The organism is Massilia sp. Masssp93, assembly GCF_059491295.1.
This window is the reverse complement of the sequence record NZ_CP168502.1, coordinates 1292176-1317998: the sequence shown is the minus strand read 5'-3', so window position 1 is coordinate 1317998 and position 25823 is coordinate 1292176. Positions and strand designations below refer to the sequence as shown.

Sequence of the window (25823 nt, the reverse complement as noted above, 5' to 3'; positions counted from 1 at the left end):
CACTGCCTGGCGCCCCGCGCTGGCCGGCGCCGGCTCCCCCGAACCAGCCGGACCGGCCAGGCGCGGCAGCGCCGTCGCACAACATTCGGCGCTCAGCGTGTGCCGCACACCCTATGCCGCACGCCGTGTGCCGCACACCGTGTGCCGCACACCGTGTGCCGCTTAATACATGTGTTGGCCGCCGTTGATGGCCAGGTTGGCGCCCGTCATGAAGCCGGCGTCTTCCGAGGTCAGGTAGGCGACGAGACCGGCGATCTCGTCCGGCTCGCCCAGGCGGCCCACGGGGATCTGCGGCAGGATCTTGCCGTTCATCACTTCGCTGGGCACCGCCTCGACCATCTTGGTGCGCAAGTAGCCGGGCGATACCGTGTTCACGGTCACACCATGGCGCGCCATTTCCAGCGCGAGCGCCTTCGTGAAGCCGTGCATGCCGGCCTTTGCGGCCGAGTAATTGGCCTGGCCAAACGCGCCCTGCTGGCCGTTGACGGACGAGATATTGATGATGCGCCCCCAACGCTGCGCCATCATCGGTTCGACCGCCTGCTTGCTCATGTTGAACACGCTGTCGAGGTCGGCACGCAGGACGGCCTGCCAATCCTCGAGCGTCATCTTGCGCAGGCTCTTGTCGCGCGTGATGCCGGCATTGTTCACCAATACGTCCACCCGGCCCATCTCGGCCAGCAGTTTCTGCATCATCCATTCGCAGTCGCCGTAGTCGGTGACGTCGACGCGATACGCCGTGAATCGGTATCCTTCGTCCCTCTGGGCGGCCAGCCACGCGTCAGGCGTGGCATTGCCGGGCGAATAGGTTGCCGCCACGCGGAACCCCTCCGCCTGCAGGCGCCGGCAGATTGCCGTGCCGAGTCCCCCCATTCCTCCAGTCACCAAGGCTACTTTGTTATCGTGCATGGTTTCATCGTCCTGTCATCAAACCTGCCGCGCCGGGTGCGCAGCACGAAGCACCGAGTCTAGGGCGACGGACAAAGCCGTCCTTGACGAAGCGCAAACGGATAAAGCTGGGGCGGCCGGACATGGCGGAGGGAAAACGATGTACCTGAGTAATCGGACAGAACGCCGCCGCAGCACGCGGCGGCGGATACTCAGTGGATGATGTCGGGGACGGTGGCCGGGTCGAAGTCGGCCCAGTCGCCGTCGACGATATTGCCCCTGGCCCGTTCGATATGATGGGCGCCGAGGTCGCGCAGCAGGTCGACGGCGCGCTGTTCGAGGCCCCCATCGTCGAATGCGACGGCCACGAGCATGCCGGCCGGACGGTTTTCCACCGGCGCGCGGCCGCCCTCTTCACTCTCGCCCGATTCTTTCATCTTGGAAAAGCTGAACAGCGAACCGACGTGCGCGCCGACGAGGCCGCCAACCACGGGCCCCAGCGGCCCGGTGACGGGGGTCGTCAAGGCGCCCGCGACGATGCCGATCGCCGCACCTGCGCCGGCGCCCTCGGCCACGCCCATCGGCGACTCCTTCGCGCCCGGCGAGTGGATGTTGTCGCCGCCGATCGGCGTCAGGTCGTGCTGGCCCGGCTGGCTCAGGTAGAACCCACTGATGCGTTCGCTCGAAAAACCGGCGTCGACAAGGGCGCGGCGCGCCCGCTCGACGTCATCCTGCAGCTGGAAGTGCCCTGCAATGATCGTGGACATGGATGACCTCCTGCGTCGAAAGTAAGTGCATCATGCATCCCGCTGGGCTGGCTCTCTGTACGCGAGCGCACGCTTGCGCGCGGCTTAGCGCCATTGTCCATAGACTTCGCCGTAATGCTCGGGTTCCGGCGCCGGCGCGGCAAACCAGGCGCGTGGGTCCACGCGGTAATACGCCTCGAACTCCGCGTACAGGCCGGGATGGCGCGCTGCCAGCTCGTGCGGTTGCTCGAAGAAACTTTCCGTTGCCACCGCAAAGAACTCGGCCGGATTCGTGGCGCCGTACGGATCGAGCACGTCGCGCTGGCCCCAGTACGCATCGCGCCGCAGCAGGGCGAAATCGCGCGACAGCGTTTCCGACCAGCTGCGATAGCGTTCCGGACTGCCGAGGAAGGGCGCGCCGTTGTTGCTGCCCGATTCGCTGTCGAGCTGGTGCGCGAATTCGTGCAGCACGACGTTGTGCGTGCCTTCGGCCGGCAGGCCCGCGCGGCGCACGTGCTCCCAGGACAGCACGACGCGGCCGTCGCCCCACGATTCGCCCAGCAGGTCCTGGCGCGTTTCCGTGACGACGCCCGCCGCGTCCTGCTCGCGGCGCGGCACGAGGAAGGCACCGGGATAGACGAGCACGGCATGAAGGCCGGGATACACGCGGCTCGGGCGATTGAGCAGCAGCAGGCAGGCCTGCGCGGCGATGGTCACGCGCATCTCTTCCGTCACCTCGAGGCCGGCGCAGCCGACGAACGTCTTGTGGTGCAGGAACTGCTTGACGAGGCCTTGCAACTGCGCGCGCAGTTCGGTGGACATGCCCCGGTATTGCGCGACGTTGCGTTCGATGACGCCGAGCTGAAAGGCGGTCAGCGGCCGCCCGAGCACGCGGCGCAGGCGCCAGCGCGGCACGAGCCAGGCCAGCAGCGCGGCGAGCGCCAGCGCGGCGCAGACGAAAGCGGCTTCCATCGCAATCTCCCGATGCCGATATTAATTGACCTCGGCCGGCGCCTGGCGCGCGAAATGCGCCGCGACCGCCTCGGCGTCACCGATCAGCTTGCCGCCGATGAAGACCTGCGGCCACGTGGTGCCGCCGGAGACGGCACGCAGCACGCTGGTCGTGATCTTCGCATCCTGCGGGATATCCGTGAAGACGATGCCGTTCGCCTTGAGCACGGCCTTGGCGCGCGCGCAGAACGGGCAACCCGGCTTGGAGAACATCACGACGGGCTCGCGCGGGGCCGCGTCCGGATTAATGTAGCGCAGCATGGTGTCGGCATCCGACACTTCGAACGGATCGCCTTCCTTGTCCGGCTCGATGAACATCTTGGCGATGATGCCGTCCTTGACGAGCATCGAGTAGCGCCACGACCGCTTGCCGAAGCCGAGGTCGCGCTTGTCGACGAGCAGGCCCATGCCTTCCGTGAAATCGCCGTTACCGTCGGGGATCATCGTGATATTGCCCGCTTCCTGGCCGGCCTGCCAGGACTGCAGGACGAACGCATCGTTGACGGCCATGCAGACGATGTCGTCGACGCCGTTCTCGCGGAATGCGGGCGCCAGTTCGTTGTAGCGCGGCAGATGCGCCGAGGAACAGGTTGGCGTGAACGCGCCCGGCAGGGCGAACACGACGACGGTCTTGCCTTTGAATAGCTCATCGGTCGTCACATCGCGCCATTGATCGTTCGGGCGCGCCTTGAACGTGACACGGGGAACCGGTTTTCCTTCCAGGGCTTCGGCACTCGGCAGCATGGATTCTCCTTGATGGGGTAAGCGGTCAGGGTGCCGCATCCGGCATATGAGCGCGCTTGTCGCCTTTTCAATTGCAAATCTGGAAAAAAACAGCGCCACCCGGCCTGTCGGCGGGGTGGCGCGTCGACCGTGGCCGCTTCCTGCGGCCGCGGGGCAGATTCCGGGCGCTCAGGCGCGCTCTTTGCCGACCTGGCTCGGCGGCGGGCCGAACAGTGCGGCGACGAGCGGATCGCGGGTCACCGGGCTGCGGTTGACGCGGATCGCGTAATGGGTGTCGTCGGCAAGGATGTGGAAGTGGCGGCCGGTGCCGGCCATGCTCTGCTCGCGCAGGCCCGGACGCTCCTTGCGCGGGGCGACGCCTTCGCGCTTGGGCTGGCAGATGGCGCCCAGGAAGGCCTTGACGCGATCCGGGTCCGGCGAAATGCGGTACACGGCCTTGCCCAGGTAGGTGGCGGTGCCTTCGATGTAGCGGGCCAGTTCGATGACGCCGGCTTCGCGCAGGTCGCGGATATATTTGCGGGCGCCCGACGGCGAGAATTTGAGGAACCAGGCGATTTCGTCGGCCAGCATCTCATGGGTTTGCAGCTCGCCAATCAGCTTCTGCATGTTCTCGATCCGGCGCTGGGTGGCCGACGTCGACCGCACCCGCTCGATCGGCGCGAGCGAAATCGGTGCGCGCTCGGTCGGTTGCGGTGGAACGCGTTCGATCAGTGCAGAGTTGCTGGAAGTGTGCACCGCGTTGAGATCGCCTTGTACCGCATTGTGGTGAGTCGCTGCATGCATATTGGTCTACTCCGTGAAAAGGACTGTGTTCTGGTATGGCCCGGACCGCCGTATCTGTATGACCACTCGTCAACACGCCGGTTCCGCTTAACTGGATACAAGATTGCCTGCCTCATCACGCATGGTCTGTGCGCCATCCAACATTTCTAAAAATTTCTGAAAGTTATTTATCCCTCAAGGCAAGAGAAATCCGCGCACGCATTGACGAGCGCCAAATTGGCGGGGCTCAACGGGAACCATGCAGCGCAGCCTGAAATCGAAAGCGGTATTGATCAGTCATCGCGTGACGAACGCGCGACCTCGCGAAGCGGATGATGACGAAGCTGTAATGAAAGGAAGCTACATCGCAGAAAGGGCGACGTTGGGCGCAATAGGCGGGAATTACCGCGCAGTTCGTAACATCCTGAAACAACCGGCAATCATGGCATAGTTGACTACGTTGTAAAATCGCCACAGCAACCGGGCGTTAGGTGCGCTAGCGCACTGACCTGAAAAACGGCCGACTTGTATGCTTGGCATCAACATCTCTGCAAGGCATGCGATGTCAAGTACCTTTACAACTTATGGGAGTTACCTGTGAATAATACGAAGAAGATCGCTCTGGCGGCCGCCATCCTGTGCTCAGCCGGAACGGCCCTGGCCCAGGACACCACCGAGGTCATCAATCCATCGTGGTACATCGCCCCGACGGTGGTCGGCATCAAGCCCGACCATGATTTCCTGACCTCCAAGAAGGACTGGGGCGGCGGCTTGAAATTCGGCAAGGCCGTGCATCCGCTGTGGGATATCCAGTTCGGCGCCACCCAGGCGCGCGTCGACGACAACGGTTACAACTACCGCCAGACCCTCGTCGGCGTCGATGCCCTGCTGATGCTGTCGCGCAAGACCTTCCGTCCGTACCTGCTGGTCGGCGTGGGCGGCGAACGCGACCACGAGAGCAATCCGATCCGTAATGCGTCCGGCTGGTCTCCCTACTACCAGGCCGGCTTCGGCTTCCAGGTCAGCATGAACGACCAGTGGTCCCTGCAGGCCGACCTGCGCGACGTGCGCGCCCACCTGCGCGACGACGACAAGTTCGGCTTCTCGCGCGCCAACACCAAGTACGCGACCGTCAGCCTGAACTACGCCTTCAACCCGCCGCCGCGTCCGGCACCTGCCCCGGCACCGGCACCTGCGCCGGCACCGGTCGTCGAGACCCCGCCGCCGGCACCGGCCGCGCCGCCGCCACCGCCGCCGGCCCGTTTCGAGAAGGTGACCCTGTCGGCCAGCGAGCTGTTCGGCTTCGACAAGGCGACCCTGAACATGCCGCAGCCGAAGCTGGATGACATCGCCGCCGCGCTGCAGGCCGATCCGTCGATCACCGACGTCGACATCACGGGCTACACCGACCGCCTGGGTTCGACCAAGTACAACCAGAAGCTGTCGGAGCGCCGTGCCAACGCCGTGCGCGAGTACCTGATCGGCAAGGGCGTCGACGGCAACCGCCTGAAGGCCTACGGCAAGGGCGAGCAGAACCCGGTCGTGACCGACTGCCACCAGAAGAAGCGCAAGGACCTGATCGAGTGCCTGGCACCGAACCGCCGCGTGGAAGTGGAGCCGATCACCATCGAGCGCCGCGTGCAGTAATGCGACCATGCAGGGCGCGCCCTGCGCGCAGCCGGCAGCGGTACGCCGGCCGCGCCTGAGCGATACCGGGCGTAGGCCCTTGAACGCGCCTTTCGGGCGCGTTCGTCTTTTTGGAGGTTACCTGATGGCAGTACAAAACTGGATTCCCTTCTCCCGCCAGGTCGTCCACGTGATGCGCTGCGCCGTGACCGAATGGCTGGGCCACCGGGCGTCGAGCAAGGGCGCCGCCCTCGCCTTCTACACGTTGTTCTCGCTGGCGCCCATCCTCGTGCTCGTCATCGCGATCGCCGGCTTTTTCTACGGCACCGACGCCGCCCAGGGCCAGTTGCTGGACGAGCTGCGCGGCCTCGTCGGCAAGCAGGGCGCGGAAACCATCCAGGCGATCCTGGCCGGCGCCCGCAACAAGGAAAGCGGCAAGCTGGCGACGATCATCGCCACCGGCCTGCTGCTCGTCGGCGCGACGAGCGCATTCGCCGAACTCAAGGACAGTCTCGACGAAATCTGGGATGTCCCGCCACCGCAGGACGCGACCTGGTGGGATACCGTGCGTACCCGCCTGCTGTCGTTCGGCCTGATCCTCACGCTGGGCCTGCTGCTGATGTTCACGCTCGTCGTGTCGGCCGCGCTGACCCTGCTCGAAAAATACCTGGGCGGCATGTGGCATTCGGCCACGATCGTGCTCGGCTGGGTGGCGTGGGCCTTCAGCTTTCTCGTCATCGCCGTGATGTTCGGCGCGATCTACAAGCTGCTGCCGCGCGTGAAACTGTCCTGGCATGACGTGACCATCGGCGCCCTCGGCACCGCCATCATGTTCACGCTGGGTAAATTCGCGATCGGCCTGTACATCGGCAACAGCGGGACAACGAGCAGCTTCGGCGCGGCCGGTTCGCTGATCGCATTGCTGCTGTGGGTGTATTACTCGGCGCAGATCTTTTTCCTGGGTGCGGAATTCGCCCGCCAGTACGCCCTGCAGATGGGCAGCCTGCGCGACAAGGACGTCCCCGGTGCGCGCAAGCCGGACGCCGCGCCCGGATCGCACCCGTCGCCCGCCCGCTGAACCGGGCGCGGCGCGCTGCCAGCGTGCGCGGCAACCGAGCCGCGCACGCACCTATTCGCCGAGCAGTTCGGCGATGACTTCCATCCCCTCGACACGCTCGGCCACGACCTTGATCACGACGACGACGGGCACGCCGAGCAGCAATCCCCACATGCCCCACAGCCAGCCCCAGAACAGCAGGCTGACGAAGACGGCGGCCGGGTTCATCTTCGCGATCTTGCCCGTCATCCAGGTCGTGACGACCATGCCGACAAGCGTCGCGAGCGCCAGCGAGGCACCGGCCACGAGGATCACCATGCGCAGCGATTCGAACTGAAAAAACGCGACGAGGCCCGTGACCGACGTGATCAGCAGCGGGCCGAAGTAAGGCATGATGTGCGCCACGCCGGCGAAGATCGCCCACGCGCCCGCGTTTTCCAGGCCGATGGCGCGCAACGCCGCCCACATCAGCAGGGCCAGCAGGACGTTCGTGACGAGCAGCATGAACATATAGTTCTGGATCGACGTGTTGATGTCTTCGAGGATGTGCACCGTGACCTTTTTCTGCGTCAGCGACGGCCCCGTCAGCTTGACGAGCTTGCGCTTGAACGTGTCGCCCGCGAGCAGCAGGAAGAACACGAGGAACACGACCATCGTGGCCTGCGAGATGAAGCTGGCGAGTCCGACGGACCCGGCCAGCAGCCAGTCCATGACGCGGAAATTGCTGCCGCCCGGCGTCGGCGTGGCGGCCGCTGCGCGGCGCGGCGGCGCTGCCCGTTTCGCGCCGCCGCCCGCATTGGCCGCGGCCTGCTCGAGCTCGGCCGCGGCGGCCTGCACCTGCTGGATCGTCGACGGGCCGTCCGACCCGTCCGTGAGGATGCGCGTGACCTTGTGCGTCAGCGTCGGCAGTTCATCGACGATGTTCAGGAATTCGCCCTGCACCCGTTGCGCGGTCAGGGCCATGCCGACGAGGATCAGGGCGGTGACGGCGGTGGCGCCGATGGCGCGCCTGATGTGCCAGCGTTCCAGCCAGCGCACGACGGGGCTCAGGGTGTAGGCGATGAAGATGCCGAGCAGGAGCGGCACGAAGAAATTCTTGGCCCACTGCAGGCCGAAGACGAAGGCGACGGTCGCGATCACGCCGAGCGTGAGACCGCGCGCATTCACATGGACAGGCAGGCGCAGTTCGCCGTGGACGGCACCGAGCTCGTCGCCGGTCGGCGCGCCGGCATCGTTCACGAGGCCGGCTTCACGCGCCGCCTGTTCCATGTCGGTGGCCGGTACGGCAACCGGAACGATGGTGTCGGATGCCCCGGACGTAGCGGGGCCGGATTGGGCGAGCTGCATGATACCTGCCTGAAGAAAACAGCCGATCCCGGGCATCCGCCGGCCAGCGCACTGCCCTGGCGGATGCCGCATGGTGCGGCGATCGAACTACCGTCGGGCCGGCCGTCGACCGGCCGTCCCGATGATTTTATTTTACGCGGATGTCGTTCTTGACCGACGACACACCCTTCACGCCACGCGCCACGTCGGCAGCCTTCTGCGCATCCTGCGGCTGGGCCACGAAGCCCGACAGCTGCACGTCGCCCTTGTAGGTCTCGACGTTGATCTCGGTGGACTTCAGGGTCGGCTCGTTGAAGATCGCGGCCTTGACCTTCGCCGTGATGGCGGCGTCGTCGACGTATTCGCCGGTGCTTTCGTGGGCCGGGGTCGACGAGCAGCCGACGACGGTGAACGCGACGGTGGCGGTGAACAGAGCGGTGGCGATGCGTTTGCTGACGTTCATGATGAACTCCTTGTTAGTGGTGGTACTTGGTTGTGCTCTTGACGAGCGAGGTGCGGATGGCCCGCTTATTTACCGAACTCGGCCTTCGCGGCCGAGACGCATTGATCCTTGGCGGCGCCCGCGAAGGCGTCGCATTTCTCCATGGCGACGCGATACGCGGCCGCCACCTTGTCGTCGCGCGCCTGGTTGCGCGCTTCGATCGTCTTCTGGTCGGCCTTGGCATCGGCCTGGGCCGCGACGAGGCGGGCCTTGGCCTGTTCCTGGCAGACATCCTTCGGGTTGCCCGTGAGGCCGGCGCAGCGCGCCTTGTCGGCGTCGTAGTTCGCGGAGGCGATGCGCATGCGCGCCCGGGTGTATGCCTTCAACGTGTCTTCGTACCGGGCCCGCGCTTCTTCCTCGGCATGCACGCGCGCGGCTTTCGCCTCGAGCACGCAGACGTCTTTCGGATTGCCCGTGATGGCATCGCAACGGGCGCGTGCGGTCTTGTAGTCGGCCGCCGCCGCGTCGCGTGCCTGCTGGTAGGCCAGCTTGGCTTCCGGCGTCGCCGCGTGGACATGTCCAACTGCCCACATCAAGGCGGCCGCCAACAACAGGATCATGTGTGGTGCGCGCATTTTTTATCTCCACTCTTGTTCGATGTCCTGTTAACGTTTTACTCTGCCGTAACGACGATTTCTGTTCGCTGACGAACACAGGAAAGGAGATGGTGAAAACGCGTCGGTCCATGGCCGGGAAGTGGGTGCGTCATCGCACAGACCCGTTACACATGACTGCGTAATCTGATCCTACATTTTTTGCCAGGAGAATAAGTCATGAAAGCTACTCGTACCCTTGCCGCCCTCGTCGCGGCCAGTGCGCTCCTCGGTGGCTGCGCCAGCCAGTCGTCCCAGCCCTCGTACGCCAATGACGGCTACCGCAGCGGCTACGACAACACGGCTTCGACGGGCTACGGCACGATCGAATCGATCCAGGTGAGTACCGGCGAAGCCCGCACGAGCGGCGCCGGGGCGATCGTCGGCGGCCTCGTCGGTGCGCTGGCGGGCAACCAGGTCGGCAGCGGCGGCGGCCGTACCGCGGCCACCGTGGCCGGCGGCGTAGCGGGCGCGGCGATCGGCAACCGCGTGGAGGCGAATCGCAATCCGGAAGGCCAGCAGATGTACTCAGTCAATGTCCGCCTCGACAATGGCGAATACCGCACCGTCGTCCAGGACAATGTGTACGACCTGCGCGTGGGCAACCGTGTGCGTATCGTCGACGGGCGCGTCTATCGTTACTGAGTGTCTTCCGGCAGCGCAGCCATCCTGTCCAGCCGGCGCGAGCCGGCTTTTTCGTGGCCGCGCGATCCGAAGTGTTCCGCAGTGTTCCGACAACCACGGCGCACATAAAAAGACGGCGTCCAATCAATGATTGCGACGCCGCTCAAGCCCCACCATATTCGTGATCGGCAACGACTCGGGGTCGATGTCGACGCGTTGTCCCTAGTATGCCACTTGCTGCGCGCGTTTGCGCTGCAAGTACCAACCGAGCGCGCCCAGGATGACGGCGACGCCCAGCGCCGGCTTGCCGAGCTTGCGCTTGCGGATGAAGCCCAGCACGGTCAAGGCGTACGGCGCCATCACCGAGATGCTCGTGCCGGTCGGCTTGAGCAGCGCGTCGGCCCGGGTACGCAGCGCCCAGGTCGCGTGGTCGATGGCCGAGTGCAGCATCACCTCGGGACGGGCCGCGTGCTTGATCTGCGCGCGTGCGTGGGCGACGCCCGTGCGGAAGAACTCGCCGTCGCGCAACAGGGCCCGCTTGCGCTCCTCGTGGGAGCCTTGCGTGTGATGGCCTATCGTCTTTTCCATGTCGTGATCCTTTCTGCTTACATCAGCATGTCGCGGTCGTTGCGCAATTCCTTCATGGTCTCCGGGAACGCCAGCTTGCCCTGCTTGAGCAGCGAGAGTCCCTTCATCACGAGGATCAGGGTGATCACGGCGAACACGGCGAACATGACGAGCAGGATCTTCCACCCCATTTCGTCCCAGGCTAGGGCCACGATCATGGCGGTGCCGTAGGCCAGCGCGAACCACGTGGCGAGGGCGGCCAGCGCGAAGATGGCCACGAGTTCGATCACGTGATTGCGCACTTCCGACAGCTCGAGCGCGGCGAGTTCCACGCGCGACACCACGAGGCCGAACAGGTTCCTGGCCAGGCCCGTGATCCCACCCATGAGGCCGGGGCTATGCACGACGGTTTCGTTGTTATCCATGGCTGCCCCCGACCGTTATTATTTGCGGCCCAGAATGACACCCAGCAGCAGACCGACGCCGGCCGCCACGGCCACGGTGCGCCATGGGTTGTCCTTCACATAGACATCGGCCGTATGCGCCAGTTCCTTGCCCTTGACCATGGCTTGACCCTGGTATTTGCTGGCCTTGCCCAGCGCCTCGTCCAGCAGTTCCATGCCGCGCTCGCGCAGTTCGTCGGCCTTGTTGCCCGTGAGGGAGGCGGCGGCGCTCAGCAGCGACTGGGCGTCCTTGACGAGCGCTTTCATGTCGCCCGAGGTGTCTTTCGCGGCGCCGTTGACGGCCGATGCGTTGCCGTTGGCGCGGCTGATGGTATCCAGCATGATGTGCTCCTTGTTATTGGTGGGTAGGTAAAAAGTTCAGGCCAGCAGGTCGCGCATGTCGTCGGCGTGCTCTTCCTCGACGGCCAGGATCTCGGTCAGCATGATCTTGGTGGTCGGATCGCTGTCGCCGATGGCCTGGATCATCTGCCGGTACGATTCGATCGCCACGCGCTCGGCGATCAGGTCGGCGCGGATCATCGCCTGCACGTCGTCCGAATCGTCGTACTCCGCATGGCTGCGCTGGGTCAGCGTGGCCGGATTGAAATTCGGCGAGCCGTTCAGCTGCACGATGCGCTCGGCGATGCGGTCGGCGTGGTCCTGTTCCTGCTGCGCGTGCTCGAGGAATTCGGCCTTGATGTGGCCCGTGTTCGGACCGCTGACCGTGAAGTAATGGCGCTTGTAGCGCAGCACGCACAGCAGCTCGGTCGCGAGCGCGGCGTTGAGCATCGCGATCACGGCTTCGCGGTCGGCCGCATAGCCTTCCGTCACGGCGCCGTCCTCGAGATTGGCGGCCGCGCGGCGGATTTCCGCGATGTCGAAGCCGTGCGCCAGGTTGGATGCGTTCTGTTCCATGATGAATCTATCCTCGTTTCTGTGGTGGGTTCAAGCTTCAGCGCTGCGCCGCTCGCGGCGGGATCGTCGCGCCCTCGTTCGACAGCACGATCTCCACGCGGCGGTTCAGCTGGCGGTTGGATGCCGTGTCGTTCGACGCGACCGGGAAGGCCTCGCCGTAGCCGCGCATGCCGATGCGTTCGCGCGGCACGCCGAGGCTGGCCAGGGCCTGCGCCACGGACGCCGCGCGGCGCTCGGACAGGTCCTTGTTATGGGCCGCGGTGCCGGTGCTGTCGGTAAATCCTTCGACCATGACGGTGCGGTCGGGGTTCTGCATCATGATCTCGGCCAGCTTGCGCACGTTCGCCATGCCGTTCGCGTTCAGTTCCGCGCGGTCGGTGGCGAACAGCACGTCGCCGATCGTGACGACCATGCCGCGGTCGGTCTTCTGCGCATGCAGTTCGGCGAGCAGGGCTTCCAGGTGCGCCGCGCGGTCGGCCTGCTGGGCGGCCTGCTGCTGGGCCGCGGCGGCCTGCTGCTGGGCATCCTGGGCCTGCGCCTGGGCAGCGGCGGCCTGTGCCTGGGCGGCGGCCGCGTCGCGCTTGGCGCGGTCGGCCTCGGCGGTGCGGGCTTCCAGCTGCACGCGGTCGCGCTGGCGGCTCGCGTTGGCGACCTCGGCCTCCGCGGCCTTGGACTTCGCCACTTCCTGGGCCGTGGCGATGCGTTGCTTGGCGACGTAGGCCAGGCGGTCGATCGTGTCGAGGCTCTCGCGCTGGGCGGCGGCCTGGTTGGCGCGGTCGAGCGCCTCGCCGGCCTGCTTGAATTCCATCGGCGCGTACGTCGCGACCTGCGGATTGTTGTTGGCGGCAACGAAGTCGGCACGCGCTTCATCCAGCGTGGGCGTCGTGGTCGGTACGGTGCTGCACGCGGCCAGCGCGACGGTGCCGGCAAGTACGATGGCCTTCAGGAATTTCAATGTCATGATGCTTCCTTTCTGCGGTCTGGCGCGCCTTCACGGCGCGGTTCTTGTCGTCGGATGAAGCTGCAGTACTGCCCTGATCAGTGCTGGTCGGAATTGGCGCGGTCGACTTCCTGGCGCAGCACGCGCAGGTCCTCGTTGAGCGCATCGGCGGCGGCCGTGGCCTTGGCCGAATTGGCCTTGCTCTGCGCCAGCTTGGCGTCGGCCTGGGCCTGGACCGCCAGTTCGCGCGCCGTCTTGTAATCCTTGGCGGCGAGCGCCTGGTTGGCGCGCATCATCTTGTCGCGCGCGGCGTTGATCTCGACCGGCGCCAGCTCCGGCGCGCCGGCCGACACGGCGTTCTCGACCGCATTGTGCGAAACCGCGACGGCAGCCGTGGCCGGGGTCTTTTCCGGACTGGCGCAGGCGGCCAGCGAAAGTACCGCGGCGGCCGCGCCGACCCGCATCAGCAGGTTCATCGATTTCGTATCCATCTTGCGACTCCATTCTTGAATAGTGTTGGTAACGTTATAACCCTCCAGCCCGCCGAGATCGGTTCGCTGGCGCACATAGACACTCCCTTGGCCTTCCTGCGGCCGGGCTACGGTGCGGCACCGCACATTGACGGACTGACCTTTGCGATAATCTCCGATCAACCCATCCCACCAGAACAAATAAAAGGAAGGCCATGACAGCCCAACAGCCCAAGCCCGGCGCGCACATGTCGCGTCCGGTCAAGATCACCCTCGGCATCGTCGGCGTGCTGGTGGCGATCCCCGTCATCGCCATCATCATCCTGCTCACGTTCGACTGGAACCGCATCAAACCCTGGCTCGACGACAAGGTCAGCGACGCGATCGAGCGCCCGTTCGCCATCCGCGGCAACCTTGCCGTGCATTGGGAGCGTCCATCCGACAGCATACCGAAAGGCCAGCGCACGTGGCGCGATTACATCCCGTGGCCGCACCTGTATGCGGACGACGTCCACGTGGGCAACCCCGCCGGCCTGCCGCAGCGCGACATGGCCAGCGTGCGCCAGTTCTCGTTCTCGCTCGATCCGTTCGGCCTGCTGGCCCACACGATCCACGTGCCGGTGCTGCGCTTCGACGGCCCGCAGGCCGAGCTGCTGCGCACGGACGCCACGCACTACAACTGGGTGTACAAGCCCGAACAAAAGAAATCGAAGTGGACGCTCGACCTCGAGCGCGTCGTGCTGAACAAGGGCACCGTGCACGTCATCGACGCCGTCACCAAGGCCGACGTCACGGCCGACATCGACACGATCGCGAACGACCCCACGTACGGCATCGCCTGGACCCTGCGCGGCGAGTACAACGGCGCGCCCGTCGGCGGCGGCGGCAAGGCGGGCGCCGTGCTGTCGCTGCGCAACCAGGACGAGCCGTTCCCCGTCAAGGCCGACGTGCGCTCGGCCAACACCCGCATCGCGGTCGAAGGGACGGTCACGCGCCCCGCCCACCTGGCCGGCATCGACCTGCGCCTGACGCTGGCGGCGCCGTCGATGGCGCGGCTGTATCCGTTCACCGGCGTGCTGCTGCCGGAGACGCCCGCGTTCTCGACGGAAGGCCACCTGACGGGCGAGCTGGGCAAGGACAAGAGCCGCTGGGTCTACGACAAGTTCAAGGGCAAGGTGGGCCAGTCCGACATCGCCGGCCGCCTCGAATTCGCGACCGGCAAGCCGCGCAACAAACTGACCGGCAACGTCGTGTCGCACCAGCTGCGCTTCGCCGACCTCGGCCCGCTGATCGGCGCCGACTCCAACGCGAGCAAGCGCGCGCGCGGCGTCGCCGACGTGCAGCCGGAAGGCAAGGCCCTGCCCGTCGAGAAATTCCATACGGAGCGCTGGAAGGTCCTGGATGCCGACGTGCGCTTCACCGCCGACCGCATCGTCAAGGACAAGGACCTGCCGATCAGCAAGCTGCAGAGCCACGTCGTGATGAACGACGGCGTGCTGACCCTGCAGCCCCTCGATTTCGCGATGGCCGGCGGCAACGTCAACTCGAACATCAAGCTCGACGGCAGCGACGCCGGCAATCCGATCAAGGCCACGGCCGACGTCAAGGCGCGCGACATCCACATCAAGGAATTGTTCCCGCAGATCGAAAAGATGCAGGCGACCGTCGGCTCGATCTATGGCGAAGCGAAGCTCACGGCGACCGGGGACTCCGTCGGCGCGATGCTGGCCGACGCCAACGGCGAAGTGAAGGGCCTCGTCAGCCAGGGCGTCGTCAGCAAGCTCCTGCTCGAGGAAGCGGGCCTGAACGTCGGCAACGTCATCATCACAAAACTGTTCGGCGACAAGGAGGTCAAGTTGAACTGCCTCGCCGCCGACCTCGGCGTGAAGGACGGCGTGGCGAACACGCGCACGTTCGTGCTCGACACGGACGACGCGATCGTCGACATCAATGGCTGGGTCAATATGTCGACCGAGCAGTTGAACCTGCGCATCAAGCCGGAGACGAAGGCGCTGCGCGTGTTCACCTTGCGCACGCCGTTCTTCGTGCGCGGCACGTTCAAGCATCCCGACCTGTCGCTCGACAAGAAGGTATTGGCGCTCAAGGGCGGCGCGGCAGCCGCGCTCGCGATCGTCGCGGCACCGGCCGCGGCCCTGCTTCCGCTGATCAACACGGGGCCGGGCAAGGACAGCCCGTGCAACGCCCTGCTGGCGAAGGCGGGTGCGAAGCCGGTGGCACCGCCGCCTGGCAAAAGCGCCAAGCGTTGAGGCTGGCACAGTGTTATTTGTCGTACAGAGCGCTATGCGATGCACATGTAAGCTGGAGTCATGGTAAGGCCGGCGTCGTTCCCGAACACAGGCCGGCATCGCGAGGAAGCGCAGGCGTAATGAAACGTTTCGGTATTGGCAAGGTCCCGGCAGCATCGGCAACGGCACTGCTGGCGGCCCTGGCACTATGCGGGATCGCGGGATGTGCGACTGCGCCACCCTCGGCGGCCGTCCGGCAGACCGACGACACCCGCATCACGGCCGGCGTGAAGACTGCCCTCCTCGGCGATGCCAGCCTGAAGGCAAACGAGATCGACGTCGACACGGACCAGGGTGTCGTCAGGCTGAGCGGATTCGTCAGCTCGGCAGACGACGTGGCGGCGGCCGCCGCGGCCGCGCGCACCGTGAGGGGCGTGAGATCGGTCAGGAATGAGCTGCGCCTCAAGTGAGCATTGGAAACCGTGAAGAAGCGTAAGCAACCCACCTCAAGGAGATCATCATGAAAACCATCAAGCACATCATCGTGACCGCATCGCTGGCAACCGTGGCCCTGGGCCTGTCCGGCTGCGCCGGCATGTCGACGCAGGACCGTAACACCGCCATCGGCGCCGGCGCCGGCGCAGTGGTCGGCGGCGCACTGACCGGCGGCAGCGCGGTCGGCACCGTCGGCGGCGCAGCCGTGGGCGGCGTGATCGGCAATCAGGTCAAGTCGACGCACTGAGCACGTGTGACGCAGCAGTGAAGGACGCCCCGCGAGCCGGGGCGTTTTTTTCGTCGTCGCCGCTGGACACGTTTGCGGACCGGACCTGCTTCGTGGGCACGGGGTGCCCACTCTACGGGGTGAGCACGTTTGACGCGGTGATCGGGGCGGGTGACAAAATCATGCGCGTGCCGGCTGGCACAATCTATCACCGCGTGGAGAGGTTGCAAAATCGCGCACGTATCGGGGATGCGCAACCGTAGGGCGCACGGCCCTCGCCCACGACATACAGGCTGACGCATTACCGTAGGGTGGGCGGCCCCCGCCCACGATGCCGAGATGCCGACATGCCGACAAAAGGACTCAGGCCAGCACCGGCGCCCCCACGCCCGCCCCCGCTTCGCGCACGATCTCGTAGCAGGTGCACGCCGCCGCGGCCAGCCGTTCCGGGTCGAGGATCTCGATATTCCCGCGGCTGTAGTTGATGAGCCCCTGCTGCTGCAACGCGCTGGCGGCCTTGGTGACGCCCACGCGGCGCACGCCCAGCGCGTGGGCGAGGAATTCGTGGGTCAGGTGGAATTTGTCGGATTGCAGGCGGTCGCGCGTGACGAGCAGCGAGCGCGCCAGCCGCGCTTCCAGCACGTGGTAGCGGCTGCACACGGCGATCTGGATGGCCTGGGCCAGCAGCGAATCGGTGTAGCGGTACAGCACGCGCTGCAGGACCGGATTGCGGGCGAATTCGGCGCGCAGGCGGGCGGCCTCGATGCGGCTCGCGCTGCCCGCGCGCTGCACGACGGCGCGCACCTGGGTCGTGTCGTGGCCGAGGGCCACCGTGGCGCCCAGCATGCCTTCGCGGCCGACGAGACCGACCTCGAGCGTCATGCGGCCCTCGGCCACGGCCATCAGCGAGATCAGGCAGTCGTGCGGAAAATAGATGTGCCGGATGACGTCGCCCGGCTCGCACAGGACCGCGCCGACGTCCACCTTCACCTGGTCGAGCGCGGGCAGCATCCGGGCCAGTTCCTGCGGCGGCAACGCGGCCAGCAACAGGTTGGCATTGTGCTCGGCGACCACGGGTGGAGCGGCTGAGTTCATCGGACCCTCGCGGTTGGACTTCATCGGTTCACACGGTGGCTGAGGTTCGAAAACAAAACAGCGGTATTTACACCGTCCGGAAACATTTGCAAACAACTTTCAGTCAGCCTACCGGCCACGCCATGGCAAGTATGTACGGTGACGCACGGAACGGGGTGTTGTTGCCAGGGACAATGGAAACGTACCGGACTCAGGGGCTTGCGGCCCCACACCGTCCCCACAGACACCGGAAAGGATAGCCATGGAAACGCACCCCACCCCGCCCGCAAGGGCCAGGCAACACCCCCTGCTGATCGCCGCCGCGATCGCGATCATCCTGTTCTGCGCCATCGGCACGGCCGCCATCATGGGCTGGTTGCCGACGTCGACCGGCGGCAACCGCGGCCAGTTGAACGACGCCGACCGCGCCGCCCTGTCGGCCGGCCTGCAACAGCCGGGCCAGCCGGGTTACGCGGCGCCCAATGCCTTGCCGCCCGCCACCGTACCGGCCGCGCCGCTCGCGGCACAACCGCTGGCGGCCCCGGGCGTCGCTGCGCCGGGCTATGCTGCGCCGGCACCGTCCACCTATCCGGCACCGGCGGGCGCCCAGGCCTACGGCGACAGCGGCAGCCAGGGAGCGACCGGCGCCGGCACCGATTACGCCGCCGCGCCGGTGGAACCGCGGACCGTGCATAAACCGACCCGCGTGGCGCAAGCCGACACCCGCGAGAACTGGTGCGGCAACTGCGGCAACATCGAATCGATCCGACTGATCAAGACGCGCGCCCAGGGCAGCGGCGTGGGCGCGGCCGGCGGCGCCATCCTCGGCGGCCTGCTCGGCCATCAGCTGGGCGGCGGCCACGGCCAGCAACTGGCGACCGTCGCCGGCGCGGTCGGCGGCGCCGTCGTCGGCAACCAGGTCGAAGGCAATATGAAGGCCGACTCCAGCTACGAAATCCGGGTCCGCCTGGACGACGGCACCCTGCGCACCTTCCACCAGCACAGCGTGCCGCCGTGGCGCACGGGCGACCGCGTGCGCATCGTCAAGGGCACGCTGCGGTCCGCCTGAACGGGGGAGCATGTGCACGACGAACCGGGGCTGCGGCCCCGGTTTTGTTTTTGTACGGCCGACGTGCTATGTTGAAGACGGGTGCCGGCTCGCATGGATCGCACCTTGTACGATCGCTCACTAAGTTTTCTTTTTCGCAATGTGCGCTGGCGCACGGATGAGTTCGCCTGCGCACATAAGAATCGACCTCAGCTTCATACGGCAGAGAACACTCAAGCGAAAGGACGTGACATGAACAGCGTGGCATGGATCGGCATCATTCTCTGGGGACTTCTCCTGACGGGCTTCGGCCTGGTCAGCGCGGGCCCGGCACCGCAGGCCGCAACGGCCGACCTGGCGGCCCAGGACGTGTTTTTCCTCATCACGGGCGGCCTCCTGACCTGCCTGATCGGCTTCCTGGGACTGATCGGCTTCATGGGCTGGATCCCGGGCTTGCACAAGGAGCAAAAAAGCGCGATGTAATGTACGGCATCGTACGGAGCGCAGAGGTCGATAGTTCGATACTGGAAACACGGCAAGCAAGCCGTCAACCTCCCGCCGTCAACCATGAGGACATCATCATGCTCTATACAATTGCCGTCATTCTCATCATTCTGTGGCTCGTCGGTCTGGTAACCTCCTACACCGTCGGCGGTTTCATCCATATCCTGCTGGTCGTCGCCGTCATCATGATCCTGGTGCGCCTGATCAGTGGCCGAGGCATATAGTCATCACGACGAAGGCACGCACCGTCGTGCCGAACCGCAGCGACGTGCGGTCCTGACCGATCCGTTTCGCGGTCGTGCCTGCTACTGCGGGTGCGACCACGAAACGGATATTTTTTTTGAAGGAGACTCCCCATGAAAACAACCCTGATCCGTTCGACCCTGTGCGCCACCGCCCTCGCCGTGGCCGCCACCGGCTGTGCCGACATGAACCAGACCCAGCGCGGCACCGCCAGCGGCGCCGGCATCGGTGCCGGCCTCGGCGCGATCCTCGGCGCCACGACGGGCGGCGGCGGTTCCGGCCGGGCCACGCGCGGCGCGATCCTGGGCGCGGCGGCGGGCGCCGTCGCCGGCAACGTCTGGTCGCGCCACATGGAACAGCAGCGCCAGGCGATGGAACAGGCCACGCGCGGCACCGGCGTGCAGGTCTCGCAGACGTCCGACAACCGCCTCAAGCTGGAGATCCCGAGCGACATCTCGTTCGACACGAACCGCTCCGACATCAAGCCGAATTTCCGCCCCATCCTCGACCGCTTCGCCGCCACCCTGAACGAGAATCCGGCCACCAACGTGACCATCATCGGCCACACGGACAACACGGGCGGCGACCAGATCAACCAGCCGCTGTCGCTCGACCGCGCCGCCCACACGCGCGACTACCTGACGGCGCGCGGCGTGAATCCGGCCCGCATCACGGTCGAAGGCCGCGCTGCCCGCGAGCCCGTTGCCTCGAACGACGATCCGGCCGGCCGCGCGCGCAACCGCCGCGTCGAAATCTTCGTCGGCGAACCCGCCCAGCAAGGCTGAGCGCGCCGGCGCAGGTGCGCGCCGGATCTCACGACGCACGGTGTATCCTCCGGCAAGGCCAACCACAGGAGATGCCATGTCCAGCGACACGGTGCGCATCGTCCGCGAGGAAATTCTCTCGGACCATTATCTGCCCCTGAAAAACGTCACCTACGCGTTGCGCCGCCATGACGGCGACCTGCAGGTGCAGTCGCGCGAGGTCTACGACAGCGCGGACGGCGCCGCCGTGCTGCTGTACAACCGTACCCATCGCTCGGTCGTGCTGACGCGCCAGTTCCGCGTCGGCGCGCGGCTGGCCGGCCACGATGGCTTCCTGCTCGAAGCGGCGGCCGGCATGCTGGACGGCGCCGACCCAGCCACGCGCGCGCTGGCCGAGGCGCGCGAGGAAACCGGCTACGACATCGAGCGCGTGCAACCGGCGCTGCAGCTGTATGCCAGTCCGGCCTCGACCACGGAACGCGTCCACCTGTTCGTCGCCGAGTACGAGCGCGAGCGGCGCCGCGACGGCGGCGGCGGCAATGCCGGGGAAGGCGAGGACATCGAGGTCGTGGAACTGGATTTCGACGACGCGCTCGCCATGGTCGAAACGGGCGACATCGTCGACGCCAAGACGGTGCTGCTGCTGATGTACCTGGAGCGCAAGGTGCTGGGGCGGCACGGCGAAGCGTCGTGATCGCGCATCGATGACAAGGAACCCATGACGATGAACAAAAACATTGCCCTCACCCTCCTGCTGGCCTGCGCCTGCGCGGCGCTCCCCGCCGGCGCCCAGACCATGAAGCCGGGCCTGTGGTCGCTGTCGAACCAGGTCACGTCGAGCGATCCGGCGGTGGCGCAAGCGATGGCCGCCATGCAGCAGCAGATGGCCAGCATGTCGCCCGAGCAGCGCCGGCAGATGCAGCAGATGATGCAGCAGAACGGCGTGCAGCTCGACATCGGCGCGGGCGGCGCGCTGCAGACGCAGCTGTGCATGACGCGCGACATGGCCGAGCGCAAGGAATTCCCCGTCCAGCAGGGCGACTGCAAGCAGACGTTCACCCAGCAGTCGGCCACCCGCGGCCACATCGCCTTTACCTGCACGAAGCCGCGCGTGAGCGGCGAAGGCGACGTCACGTCGGACGGCGACACGCGCTACCGCGCCCGCATGAAGATCAGGAGCGACGAACAGGGGCGCAACCAGGTCGTCGACATGGACGTGACGGGCAAATGGCTGGCGGCCGACTGCGGCAACGTCCGTCCGATCGCCGTCCCGCGGGCAAAATAGCGGCGGCCCCCGGCGGGACGTCCGGCCAGGCCGCGTGCCTGGCTTTTTATTGTCGACGCGCCGCGCTGGTTTTGCCCCAGACAACTTGCCCAAAACCGGGCTCTGACCCCGAATTGTCGACTCAGGTCGTCTCGGTGTAGGCGAGGTACAGCTCGCGCGCCCGTTGGGCCAGCGGCCCCGCGGGCAGGTCGCGGGCTTCGTAGCGCGTGCACGGCGTGACCTTGCCGTAGTTGCCGGTGCTGAAGATCTCGCGCGCCGTTTCCAGCTCTTCCGGCCGGACGGTGCGCTCGACCACGTTCACGCCGGCCCCGGCCAGCAGCGCGATCACGCGGGCGCGGGTGATGCCGGCCAGGAAGGTGCCGTTCAGCGCCGGCGTGACGACTGCGCCGTCGGCCGCCACCATGAACAGGTTCGACGTCGCGAACTCCGCCACGTTGCCCGCCGCGTCCAGCAGGACGGCGTTGTCGAAGCCGCGTGCCTTCGCGGCGCGCAGCGCGCGTGCCGTGTTGGCGTACAGCGCGGACGCCTTGGCGTCCGTCGGGGCCATCGTGGGTTCCGGGCGGAGCAGCGGCGACAGGCAGGCGGAAAAGCCGGCGAACGGCGGCAGCGGCGCGTCGAACAGGGTCAGCGCGAAGCCGGCCGCTTCCGGCGTGGGGATGAGGAAACCTTCGGAAGCGAACACGAGCGGACGGATGTACAGCTCCGCATCCGCCGGAAAGCGCGCGACGCCTTCACGCACCAGCGCCTCCATCTCGTCGACGCCCAGCGGGCAGCGCAGGCCCACCTTCTCGGCCGACGCGATCACGCGCTCCAGGTGCGGCCGCAGGTCCGGCAGGTGGCCGCGCAGCGCACGCGCGCCATCGAAGACCGACGAACCCAGCCACACGCTGTGATCCATCGCGCCGAGCAGCGGCGTATTCCCTTCGGCCCATTGTCCCTTGTAGTAAGTCAGGTACATGTTCTCCCCTCGCGATGACGTCACGCATCCAGTGTAACGCAGGCCCGGTCCGCTCGGTTCGTCAGCGTACAGTGGCCGGGGGTATCCACGCGTACACTGACATTTCCATGCCGCGAATGTTTTCCATGCTCCCGATTCTCGAACGCCTCGATCCCGACAGCGACCGCATCGACCTCCTCGTCGACCTGGTCGACCAGCTGCGCCCGCGCCGCGCGCGCGACCACGGCGACGCGATCGCCCAGGTGCGCACGCTGGCCCAGCTCCTGAAAGGCCATCCCGGCCAGGCCTGGACCCTGCGCCGCTACCTGACCACCCTGCTCGAAACGCGCCGCCACACGAGCCTGTATTCCGACGTCGGCATCCTGTCGAACGACGGCTTTTTCACCGAACTGAAAAAGCGCATCGCCTACCGCATCCTGCCGCCCGCGCTGGACGAGCTGTACCTGTCGGACACGCTCGACAAGGTCCTGTGCCGCGACGACGATTATCAGTGGATCCGCGCCGTGCCGACCGCCGACTGGCTCGAGATGTTCGACGTCGTGGCCGCTGCCGCGCCGCCGGACGGCGCCATGGACGAACCCGCCGAACCCGCCCGCGCGCGCCAGGTCGTGCTGGCCGGCCTGCTCGACGCGATCCGGACGCTGTCCTGCCGCGTCTGCGCGCTGGGCCTGGAGCCGCGCCTGATCCACGCCCACATGGAGATCGAGGAAGTCGATTCGCCCTTCCTCATGCAAAACATCGAGGCGAACAAATACCTCGACGACTACGGCCGCCTGACCGCGGGCGAGGTCGACACGATGGAAGACGCACGCCACCTGCTCGTGATGCTGGACCAGTGCGAAGACGTCGTGCTCAAGATCCGCAGCAAGGCCCTCGCCTCGGGCACGAGCGTCGCGCTGACCTACCTGCTCGTCGCGCTGACGCAGAGCATCGACCGCCTGAGGAAGCTCTTGTTCCTCGTCGATACGAGCGGCGAGCTGCCGTCCGCGCCGACGATCGACGTGGAGGCGCTCGCGAACGAGGCGACGCCGGCCTCGGCGCCGCCGACGAGCCTGCGGCGCGCGGCCGCCGTCGACCTCGCGCAGGAACTGGCCGAGGCGCACAACACGAAATACGAAGTGCGCGGCCTGCTGCGCGACAACATCGACCTGCTGGCCCGCAACGTGACGGAAAACGCGAGCCGCACGGGCGAGCACTACATCGCCGAACGGCGCGCCGACCTGGGCGGCATGTTCGCGTCGTCGGCCGGGGCCGGCATCGTCATCGGCTTCATGGCACTCTTCAAGATCCTGATCTCGTACCAGCACCGCGCGCCGCTGATCGAGGCGCTGTTCTACAGCCTCAACTACGCCGCCGGCTTCATCCTCGTGCACGTGCTGCACTTCACCATCGCCACCAAGCAGCCGGCGATGACGGCCGCGCGCATCGCCGCCGCGTTGCACGACACGGCGCAACGGGGCAACGTGCGCGGCAAGAGCCGGCGCCAGGTCGACGTCGACAGCATGGCGGCCCTCGTGAACAAAGTGTTCCGCACGCAGATCGTCGCCGTGCTGGGCAACCTCGCGACCGTGATCCCGGTCGCGTGGATCATCGCCCTCGCGTGGTACTGGGCCTTCGGCACCCACCTCGTCACGCCGGCCAAGGCGGAACACCTGATCGCGGACAGCCACCCGTGGCACTCGCTCGCGCTGCTGCACGCGGCCATCGCGGGCGCGTGGCTATTCGTGTCCGGCCTCGTGTCCGGCTACTACGACAACAAGGCGCTGTACACGCGCATGGGCCGGCGGGTCGAACAGCTGCGCTGGCTGCGCCGCCTGCTCGGCGAGGAACGGCGGGCCCGCTTCGCGCGCTACGTCGAGGACAACCTCGGCGGCCTGATGGGCAACTTCGTGTTCGGCGTGCTGATGGGCACGACGGCCACCGCCGGCTTCCTCCTCGGCCTGCCGCTCGACGTGCGCCACGTGACGTTCTCGTCCGCCAACTTCGCCATCGGCATCGTCGGCCTCGGGAAGCCGCTCGATCCGGAGACGATCGCCGTGACCTTACTCGGCATCGCCCTGATCGGCATGGTCAACCTGCTGGTGAGCTTCGGCCTCGCGCTGTGGGTGGCGCTCAGGGCGCGCAAGGTGCGCTTCCACCACGGGCTCAAGCTGCTGCACGCGCTGGGCCGCCGCCTGCGCGCGGCGCCGCTCGATTTCTTCATCGGACCGCGTGACCTCGACGAGGCACAGCTTGCCCCCAACCCGCGAGGATTCAAATGAGATTCCCACTGCGCTTCGCACGCCGCCTGTCCCCGTTCGCCTGGCTCCTGGCCCTGTGCCTGTGTTGCGGCGTCGTCGCGTGCAAGTCGCTGCCGGACGTCGATCCCGCGCCGGCGGCCAAGGCCACGCCGACGATCGCGACGACGAAGGGCACGTTGCCGCCCAAGAAGGCGTCCGCCCTCGTCGCGCGGCGCTGGGCCAATGCGAGCGGCAACCTCAAGGCGCTGGCCGCGCTGGAAGAACAGGCGACGGGCGTGCCGCTCATCGCGGGCAACAAGGTCACCCTGCTGTTCGACGGCCCGGCGACGATGCGCGAGATGATGGCCGCCGCGCGCGTCGCCACGAGTTCCATCAACCTCGAGACCTACATCTTCGACCAGGACAGGATCGGCAACGAATTCGCCGACGTCCTGATCGAGAAGCAGCGCCAGGGCGTGGCGGTGAACGTGATGGTCGACGCCGTCGGCGCCCTCGCGACGCCGGCCGCCTTCTTCGACCGCATGCGCCAGGCCGGCATCCGCGTGCTGATCTTCAATCCCGTCAACCCGGCCAAGGCGCGCGGCAAGTGGGAGCTGAACAACCGCAACCACCGCAAGCTGATGGTCGTCGACGGCAAGGTGGCGTTCACGGGCGGGATCAACATCAGCAGCACGTATGCCAACAGCTCGCTGTTCCGCTCGCGCCGGAAGCCGGACCAGGTCGACGGCGACAAGGTCGGCTGGCGCGACACCCACGTCAAGATCGAAGGCCCGGCCGTCGCGCCGCTGCAATGGTCGTTCATCGACCTGTGGGTGCAGCAGGAAGGCGGCGAACTGCCGCAGGCCGAGTATTTCCCGACCTTGACGCCCGCCGGCGACAAGATCATCCGCGTGCTCGCCTCAAGCCCGGACCACGAATCGGACATCTACAAGGCGCTCGTCGTCGCGATCAGCGAGGCGAAGAAGACGATCCACATCACGTCCGCCTATTTCGTGCCCGACCAGCAGATCGTCGACGCCCTGATCGCGGCGGCGAAACGCGGGGTGGACGTGAAGCTCGTGCTGCCCGGCGTGTCGGACCACGGCCTGATCCGGTATGCGGGCCAGGCGTTCTACGACCCGCTGCTGGCCGGCGGCGTGCACATCTTCGAGCTGCAGATCGCCGTGCTGCACGCCAAGACGGCCGTGATCGACGGCGGCTGGTCGACGATCGGCTCGGCCAACATCGACCGGCGCAGCTTCATCCACAACTACGAACTGAACGTCGTCGTGATGGACCCGGCATTCGGCACCGCGATGGAAAGCGCGTTCAACGAGGATTTGCGCGACTCGAAGGAAGTCCTGCTCGAACGGTGGCGGCACCGGCCGTGGTCGGACCGGATCAAGGAATGGATGTCGCGGTTGGGGGAATACTGGATTTGAGTGGACGCGCGGGCCGCCCGCGTCAAGTGATCCGACTACTCACGTCGTCGTTCCCGCGCAGGCGGGAACCCAAGTTCGAGCGGCCCGGGACGCAAAATTGGATCC

The 25823-nt window shown here is 66.6% G+C and carries 31 protein-coding genes; 15 read left to right on the top strand and 16 right to left on the bottom strand.

All coding sequences use genetic code 11. The features are described 5' to 3' along the window. Window positions 1-162: 162 nt before the first annotated feature. The 5 genes from phbB to ACEN9Q_RS05740 form a co-directional block, all read right to left on the bottom strand. Window positions 163-909, bottom strand: a complete 747-nt coding sequence (phbB, locus tag ACEN9Q_RS05760; protein WP_495627644.1) for an acetoacetyl-CoA reductase — start codon at window positions 907-909, stop codon at window positions 163-165. Window positions 910-1100: 191 nt separating this feature from the next. After that, window positions 1101-1655: a hypothetical protein gene (locus tag ACEN9Q_RS05755; RefSeq protein WP_056450771.1), complete on the bottom strand. Its 555-nt coding sequence runs from the start codon at window positions 1653-1655 to the stop codon at window positions 1101-1103. 84 nt (window positions 1656-1739) lie between these two features. Beyond that, the gene (locus tag ACEN9Q_RS05750) at window positions 1740-2606 is read right to left on the bottom strand and encodes a M90 family metallopeptidase (protein WP_495627643.1); all 867 of its coding nucleotides are present in this window, start codon (window positions 2604-2606) and stop codon (window positions 1740-1742) included. Window positions 2607-2627: 21 nt separating this feature from the next. After that, window positions 2628-3389, bottom strand: coding sequence for a glutathione peroxidase (locus ACEN9Q_RS05745; RefSeq protein ID WP_056450765.1), 762 nt, complete (start codon window positions 3387-3389; stop codon window positions 2628-2630). 168 nt (window positions 3390-3557) lie between these two features. Beyond that, window positions 3558-4172 carry a winged helix-turn-helix domain-containing protein gene (locus tag ACEN9Q_RS05740; RefSeq protein ID WP_056450762.1) on the bottom strand — a complete coding sequence of 205 codons (615 nt, stop codon included), beginning with the start codon at window positions 4170-4172 and terminating at the stop codon, window positions 3558-3560. Window positions 4173-4410: 238 nt separating this feature from the next. On the opposite strand from ACEN9Q_RS05740, the gene ACEN9Q_RS05735 reads away from it, so the two are divergent. The 3 genes from ACEN9Q_RS05735 to ACEN9Q_RS05725 all read left to right on the top strand — a co-directional run bounded on the left by ACEN9Q_RS05735 (window position 4411) and on the right by ACEN9Q_RS05725 (window position 6855). Then, entirely contained in the window at window positions 4411-4602 is a 192-nt protein-coding gene (locus ACEN9Q_RS05735) for a hypothetical protein (protein ID WP_495627642.1), read from the top strand. A gap of 146 nt (window positions 4603-4748) precedes the next feature. Continuing rightward, window positions 4749-5798, top strand: a complete 1050-nt coding sequence (locus tag ACEN9Q_RS05730) for an OmpA family protein (RefSeq protein WP_056450759.1) — start codon at window positions 4749-4751, stop codon at window positions 5796-5798. Between the two features lie 124 nt (window positions 5799-5922). Then, window positions 5923-6855 (top strand): YihY/virulence factor BrkB family protein, encoded by a 933-nt coding sequence (locus ACEN9Q_RS05725; protein ID WP_056450756.1) that lies wholly within the window; start codon window positions 5923-5925, stop codon window positions 6853-6855. Between the two features lie 51 nt (window positions 6856-6906). Here ACEN9Q_RS05725 and ACEN9Q_RS05720 read toward each other — a convergent pair whose 3' ends face one another. The 3 genes from ACEN9Q_RS05720 to ACEN9Q_RS05710 all read right to left on the bottom strand — a co-directional run bounded on the left by ACEN9Q_RS05720 (window position 6907) and on the right by ACEN9Q_RS05710 (window position 9237). Beyond that, the gene (locus tag ACEN9Q_RS05720) at window positions 6907-8181 is read right to left on the bottom strand and encodes an AI-2E family transporter (RefSeq protein ID WP_082548412.1); all 1275 of its coding nucleotides are present in this window, start codon (window positions 8179-8181) and stop codon (window positions 6907-6909) included. 127 nt (window positions 8182-8308) lie between these two features. Then, complete coding sequence (locus tag ACEN9Q_RS05715; protein ID WP_056450754.1) at window positions 8309-8623, bottom strand: BON domain-containing protein; 315 nt, start codon at window positions 8621-8623, stop codon at window positions 8309-8311. A 65-nt stretch (window positions 8624-8688) separates the two neighbouring features. Beyond that, window positions 8689-9237 (bottom strand): hypothetical protein, encoded by a 549-nt coding sequence (locus tag ACEN9Q_RS05710; RefSeq protein ID WP_056450751.1) that lies wholly within the window; start codon window positions 9235-9237, stop codon window positions 8689-8691. A 198-nt stretch (window positions 9238-9435) separates the two neighbouring features. Here ACEN9Q_RS05710 and ACEN9Q_RS05705 point away from each other — a divergent pair, with 198 nt between their 5' ends. Continuing rightward, window positions 9436-9900: an outer membrane lipoprotein gene (locus tag ACEN9Q_RS05705; RefSeq protein WP_056450748.1), complete on the top strand. Its 465-nt coding sequence runs from the start codon at window positions 9436-9438 to the stop codon at window positions 9898-9900. Window positions 9901-10101: 201 nt separating this feature from the next. Here the strand turns inward: ACEN9Q_RS05705 and ACEN9Q_RS05700 are convergent, their stop codons facing one another. The 6 genes from ACEN9Q_RS05700 to ACEN9Q_RS05675 all read right to left on the bottom strand — a co-directional run bounded on the left by ACEN9Q_RS05700 (window position 10102) and on the right by ACEN9Q_RS05675 (window position 13235). Then, entirely contained in the window at window positions 10102-10467 is a 366-nt protein-coding gene (locus ACEN9Q_RS05700; protein ID WP_056450745.1) for a hypothetical protein, read from the bottom strand. Between the two features lie 17 nt (window positions 10468-10484). After that, the gene (locus ACEN9Q_RS05695; protein ID WP_056450742.1) at window positions 10485-10871 is read right to left on the bottom strand and encodes a phage holin family protein; all 387 of its coding nucleotides are present in this window, start codon (window positions 10869-10871) and stop codon (window positions 10485-10487) included. Between the two features lie 18 nt (window positions 10872-10889). Then, on the bottom strand, window positions 10890-11231 hold the full coding sequence (locus ACEN9Q_RS05690; protein ID WP_082548410.1) for a DUF883 family protein: 342 nt from the start codon (window positions 11229-11231) through the stop codon (window positions 10890-10892). Window positions 11232-11267: 36 nt separating this feature from the next. Beyond that, window positions 11268-11804: a ferritin-like domain-containing protein gene (locus ACEN9Q_RS05685; RefSeq protein WP_056450739.1), complete on the bottom strand. Its 537-nt coding sequence runs from the start codon at window positions 11802-11804 to the stop codon at window positions 11268-11270. A gap of 37 nt (window positions 11805-11841) precedes the next feature. Further along, a complete protein-coding gene (locus ACEN9Q_RS05680; RefSeq protein ID WP_495627641.1) occupies window positions 11842-12765 on the bottom strand; it encodes an OmpA family protein in 924 nt (307 codons plus the stop codon). Window positions 12766-12842: 77 nt separating this feature from the next. Continuing rightward, window positions 12843-13235 (bottom strand): DUF4398 domain-containing protein, encoded by a 393-nt coding sequence (locus ACEN9Q_RS05675; protein WP_056450732.1) that lies wholly within the window; start codon window positions 13233-13235, stop codon window positions 12843-12845. Between the two features lie 194 nt (window positions 13236-13429). Between ACEN9Q_RS05675 and ACEN9Q_RS05670 the strand changes: the two genes are divergently transcribed. The 3 genes from ACEN9Q_RS05670 (at window position 13430) to ACEN9Q_RS05660 (ending at window position 16202) form a co-directional block, all read left to right on the top strand. Further along, window positions 13430-15481 (top strand): AsmA family protein, encoded by a 2052-nt coding sequence (locus ACEN9Q_RS05670; RefSeq protein ID WP_495627640.1) that lies wholly within the window; start codon window positions 13430-13432, stop codon window positions 15479-15481. Window positions 15482-15600: 119 nt separating this feature from the next. Further along, window positions 15601-15930 (top strand): BON domain-containing protein, encoded by a 330-nt coding sequence (locus ACEN9Q_RS05665; protein WP_056450726.1) that lies wholly within the window; start codon window positions 15601-15603, stop codon window positions 15928-15930. 50 nt (window positions 15931-15980) lie between these two features. Further along, complete coding sequence (locus ACEN9Q_RS05660) at window positions 15981-16202, top strand: YMGG-like glycine zipper-containing protein (protein WP_056450720.1); 222 nt, start codon at window positions 15981-15983, stop codon at window positions 16200-16202. Window positions 16203-16544: 342 nt separating this feature from the next. Here the strand turns inward: ACEN9Q_RS05660 and ACEN9Q_RS05655 are convergent, their stop codons facing one another. Beyond that, window positions 16545-17276, bottom strand: coding sequence for a Crp/Fnr family transcriptional regulator (locus ACEN9Q_RS05655; protein WP_056450965.1), 732 nt, complete (start codon window positions 17274-17276; stop codon window positions 16545-16547). A gap of 241 nt (window positions 17277-17517) precedes the next feature. Here ACEN9Q_RS05655 and ACEN9Q_RS05650 point away from each other — a divergent pair, with 241 nt between their 5' ends. From ACEN9Q_RS05650 to ACEN9Q_RS05625, 6 genes are all read left to right on the top strand, one after another. Next, window positions 17518-18324, top strand: a complete 807-nt coding sequence (locus ACEN9Q_RS05650) for a glycine zipper 2TM domain-containing protein (protein ID WP_495627639.1) — start codon at window positions 17518-17520, stop codon at window positions 18322-18324. A gap of 231 nt (window positions 18325-18555) precedes the next feature. Beyond that, entirely contained in the window at window positions 18556-18786 is a 231-nt protein-coding gene (locus tag ACEN9Q_RS05645; RefSeq protein ID WP_495627638.1) for a hypothetical protein, read from the top strand. 98 nt (window positions 18787-18884) lie between these two features. Next, on the top strand, window positions 18885-19031 hold the full coding sequence (locus ACEN9Q_RS05640; RefSeq protein ID WP_157202169.1) for a lmo0937 family membrane protein: 147 nt from the start codon (window positions 18885-18887) through the stop codon (window positions 19029-19031). Window positions 19032-19163: 132 nt separating this feature from the next. Beyond that, window positions 19164-19835 (top strand): YiaD family glycine zipper/OmpA-like lipoprotein, encoded by a 672-nt coding sequence (locus tag ACEN9Q_RS05635; protein WP_200958422.1) that lies wholly within the window; start codon window positions 19164-19166, stop codon window positions 19833-19835. Window positions 19836-19911: 76 nt separating this feature from the next. Continuing rightward, complete coding sequence (locus ACEN9Q_RS05630) at window positions 19912-20508, top strand: NUDIX domain-containing protein (protein WP_495627637.1); 597 nt, start codon at window positions 19912-19914, stop codon at window positions 20506-20508. Window positions 20509-20538: 30 nt separating this feature from the next. Next, complete coding sequence (locus ACEN9Q_RS05625; protein WP_495627636.1) at window positions 20539-21099, top strand: DUF3617 domain-containing protein; 561 nt, start codon at window positions 20539-20541, stop codon at window positions 21097-21099. A gap of 121 nt (window positions 21100-21220) precedes the next feature. On the opposite strand, the gene ACEN9Q_RS05620 is transcribed toward ACEN9Q_RS05625, so the two are convergent. Beyond that, on the bottom strand, window positions 21221-22057 hold the full coding sequence (locus tag ACEN9Q_RS05620) for a branched-chain amino acid aminotransferase (protein WP_056447614.1): 837 nt from the start codon (window positions 22055-22057) through the stop codon (window positions 21221-21223). A 125-nt stretch (window positions 22058-22182) separates the two neighbouring features. On the opposite strand from ACEN9Q_RS05620, the gene ACEN9Q_RS05615 reads away from it, so the two are divergent. Together ACEN9Q_RS05615 and cls are read left to right on the top strand one after the other, a co-directional pair. After that, entirely contained in the window at window positions 22183-24318 is a 2136-nt protein-coding gene (locus tag ACEN9Q_RS05615) for a site-specific recombinase (RefSeq protein ID WP_495627635.1), read from the top strand. After that, the gene (gene cls, locus ACEN9Q_RS05610) at window positions 24315-25718 is read left to right on the top strand and encodes a cardiolipin synthase (RefSeq protein WP_495627634.1); all 1404 of its coding nucleotides are present in this window, start codon (window positions 24315-24317) and stop codon (window positions 25716-25718) included. The genes ACEN9Q_RS05615 and cls overlap by 4 nt, the downstream gene beginning before the upstream one ends. Window positions 25719-25823: the final 105 nt, after the last annotated feature.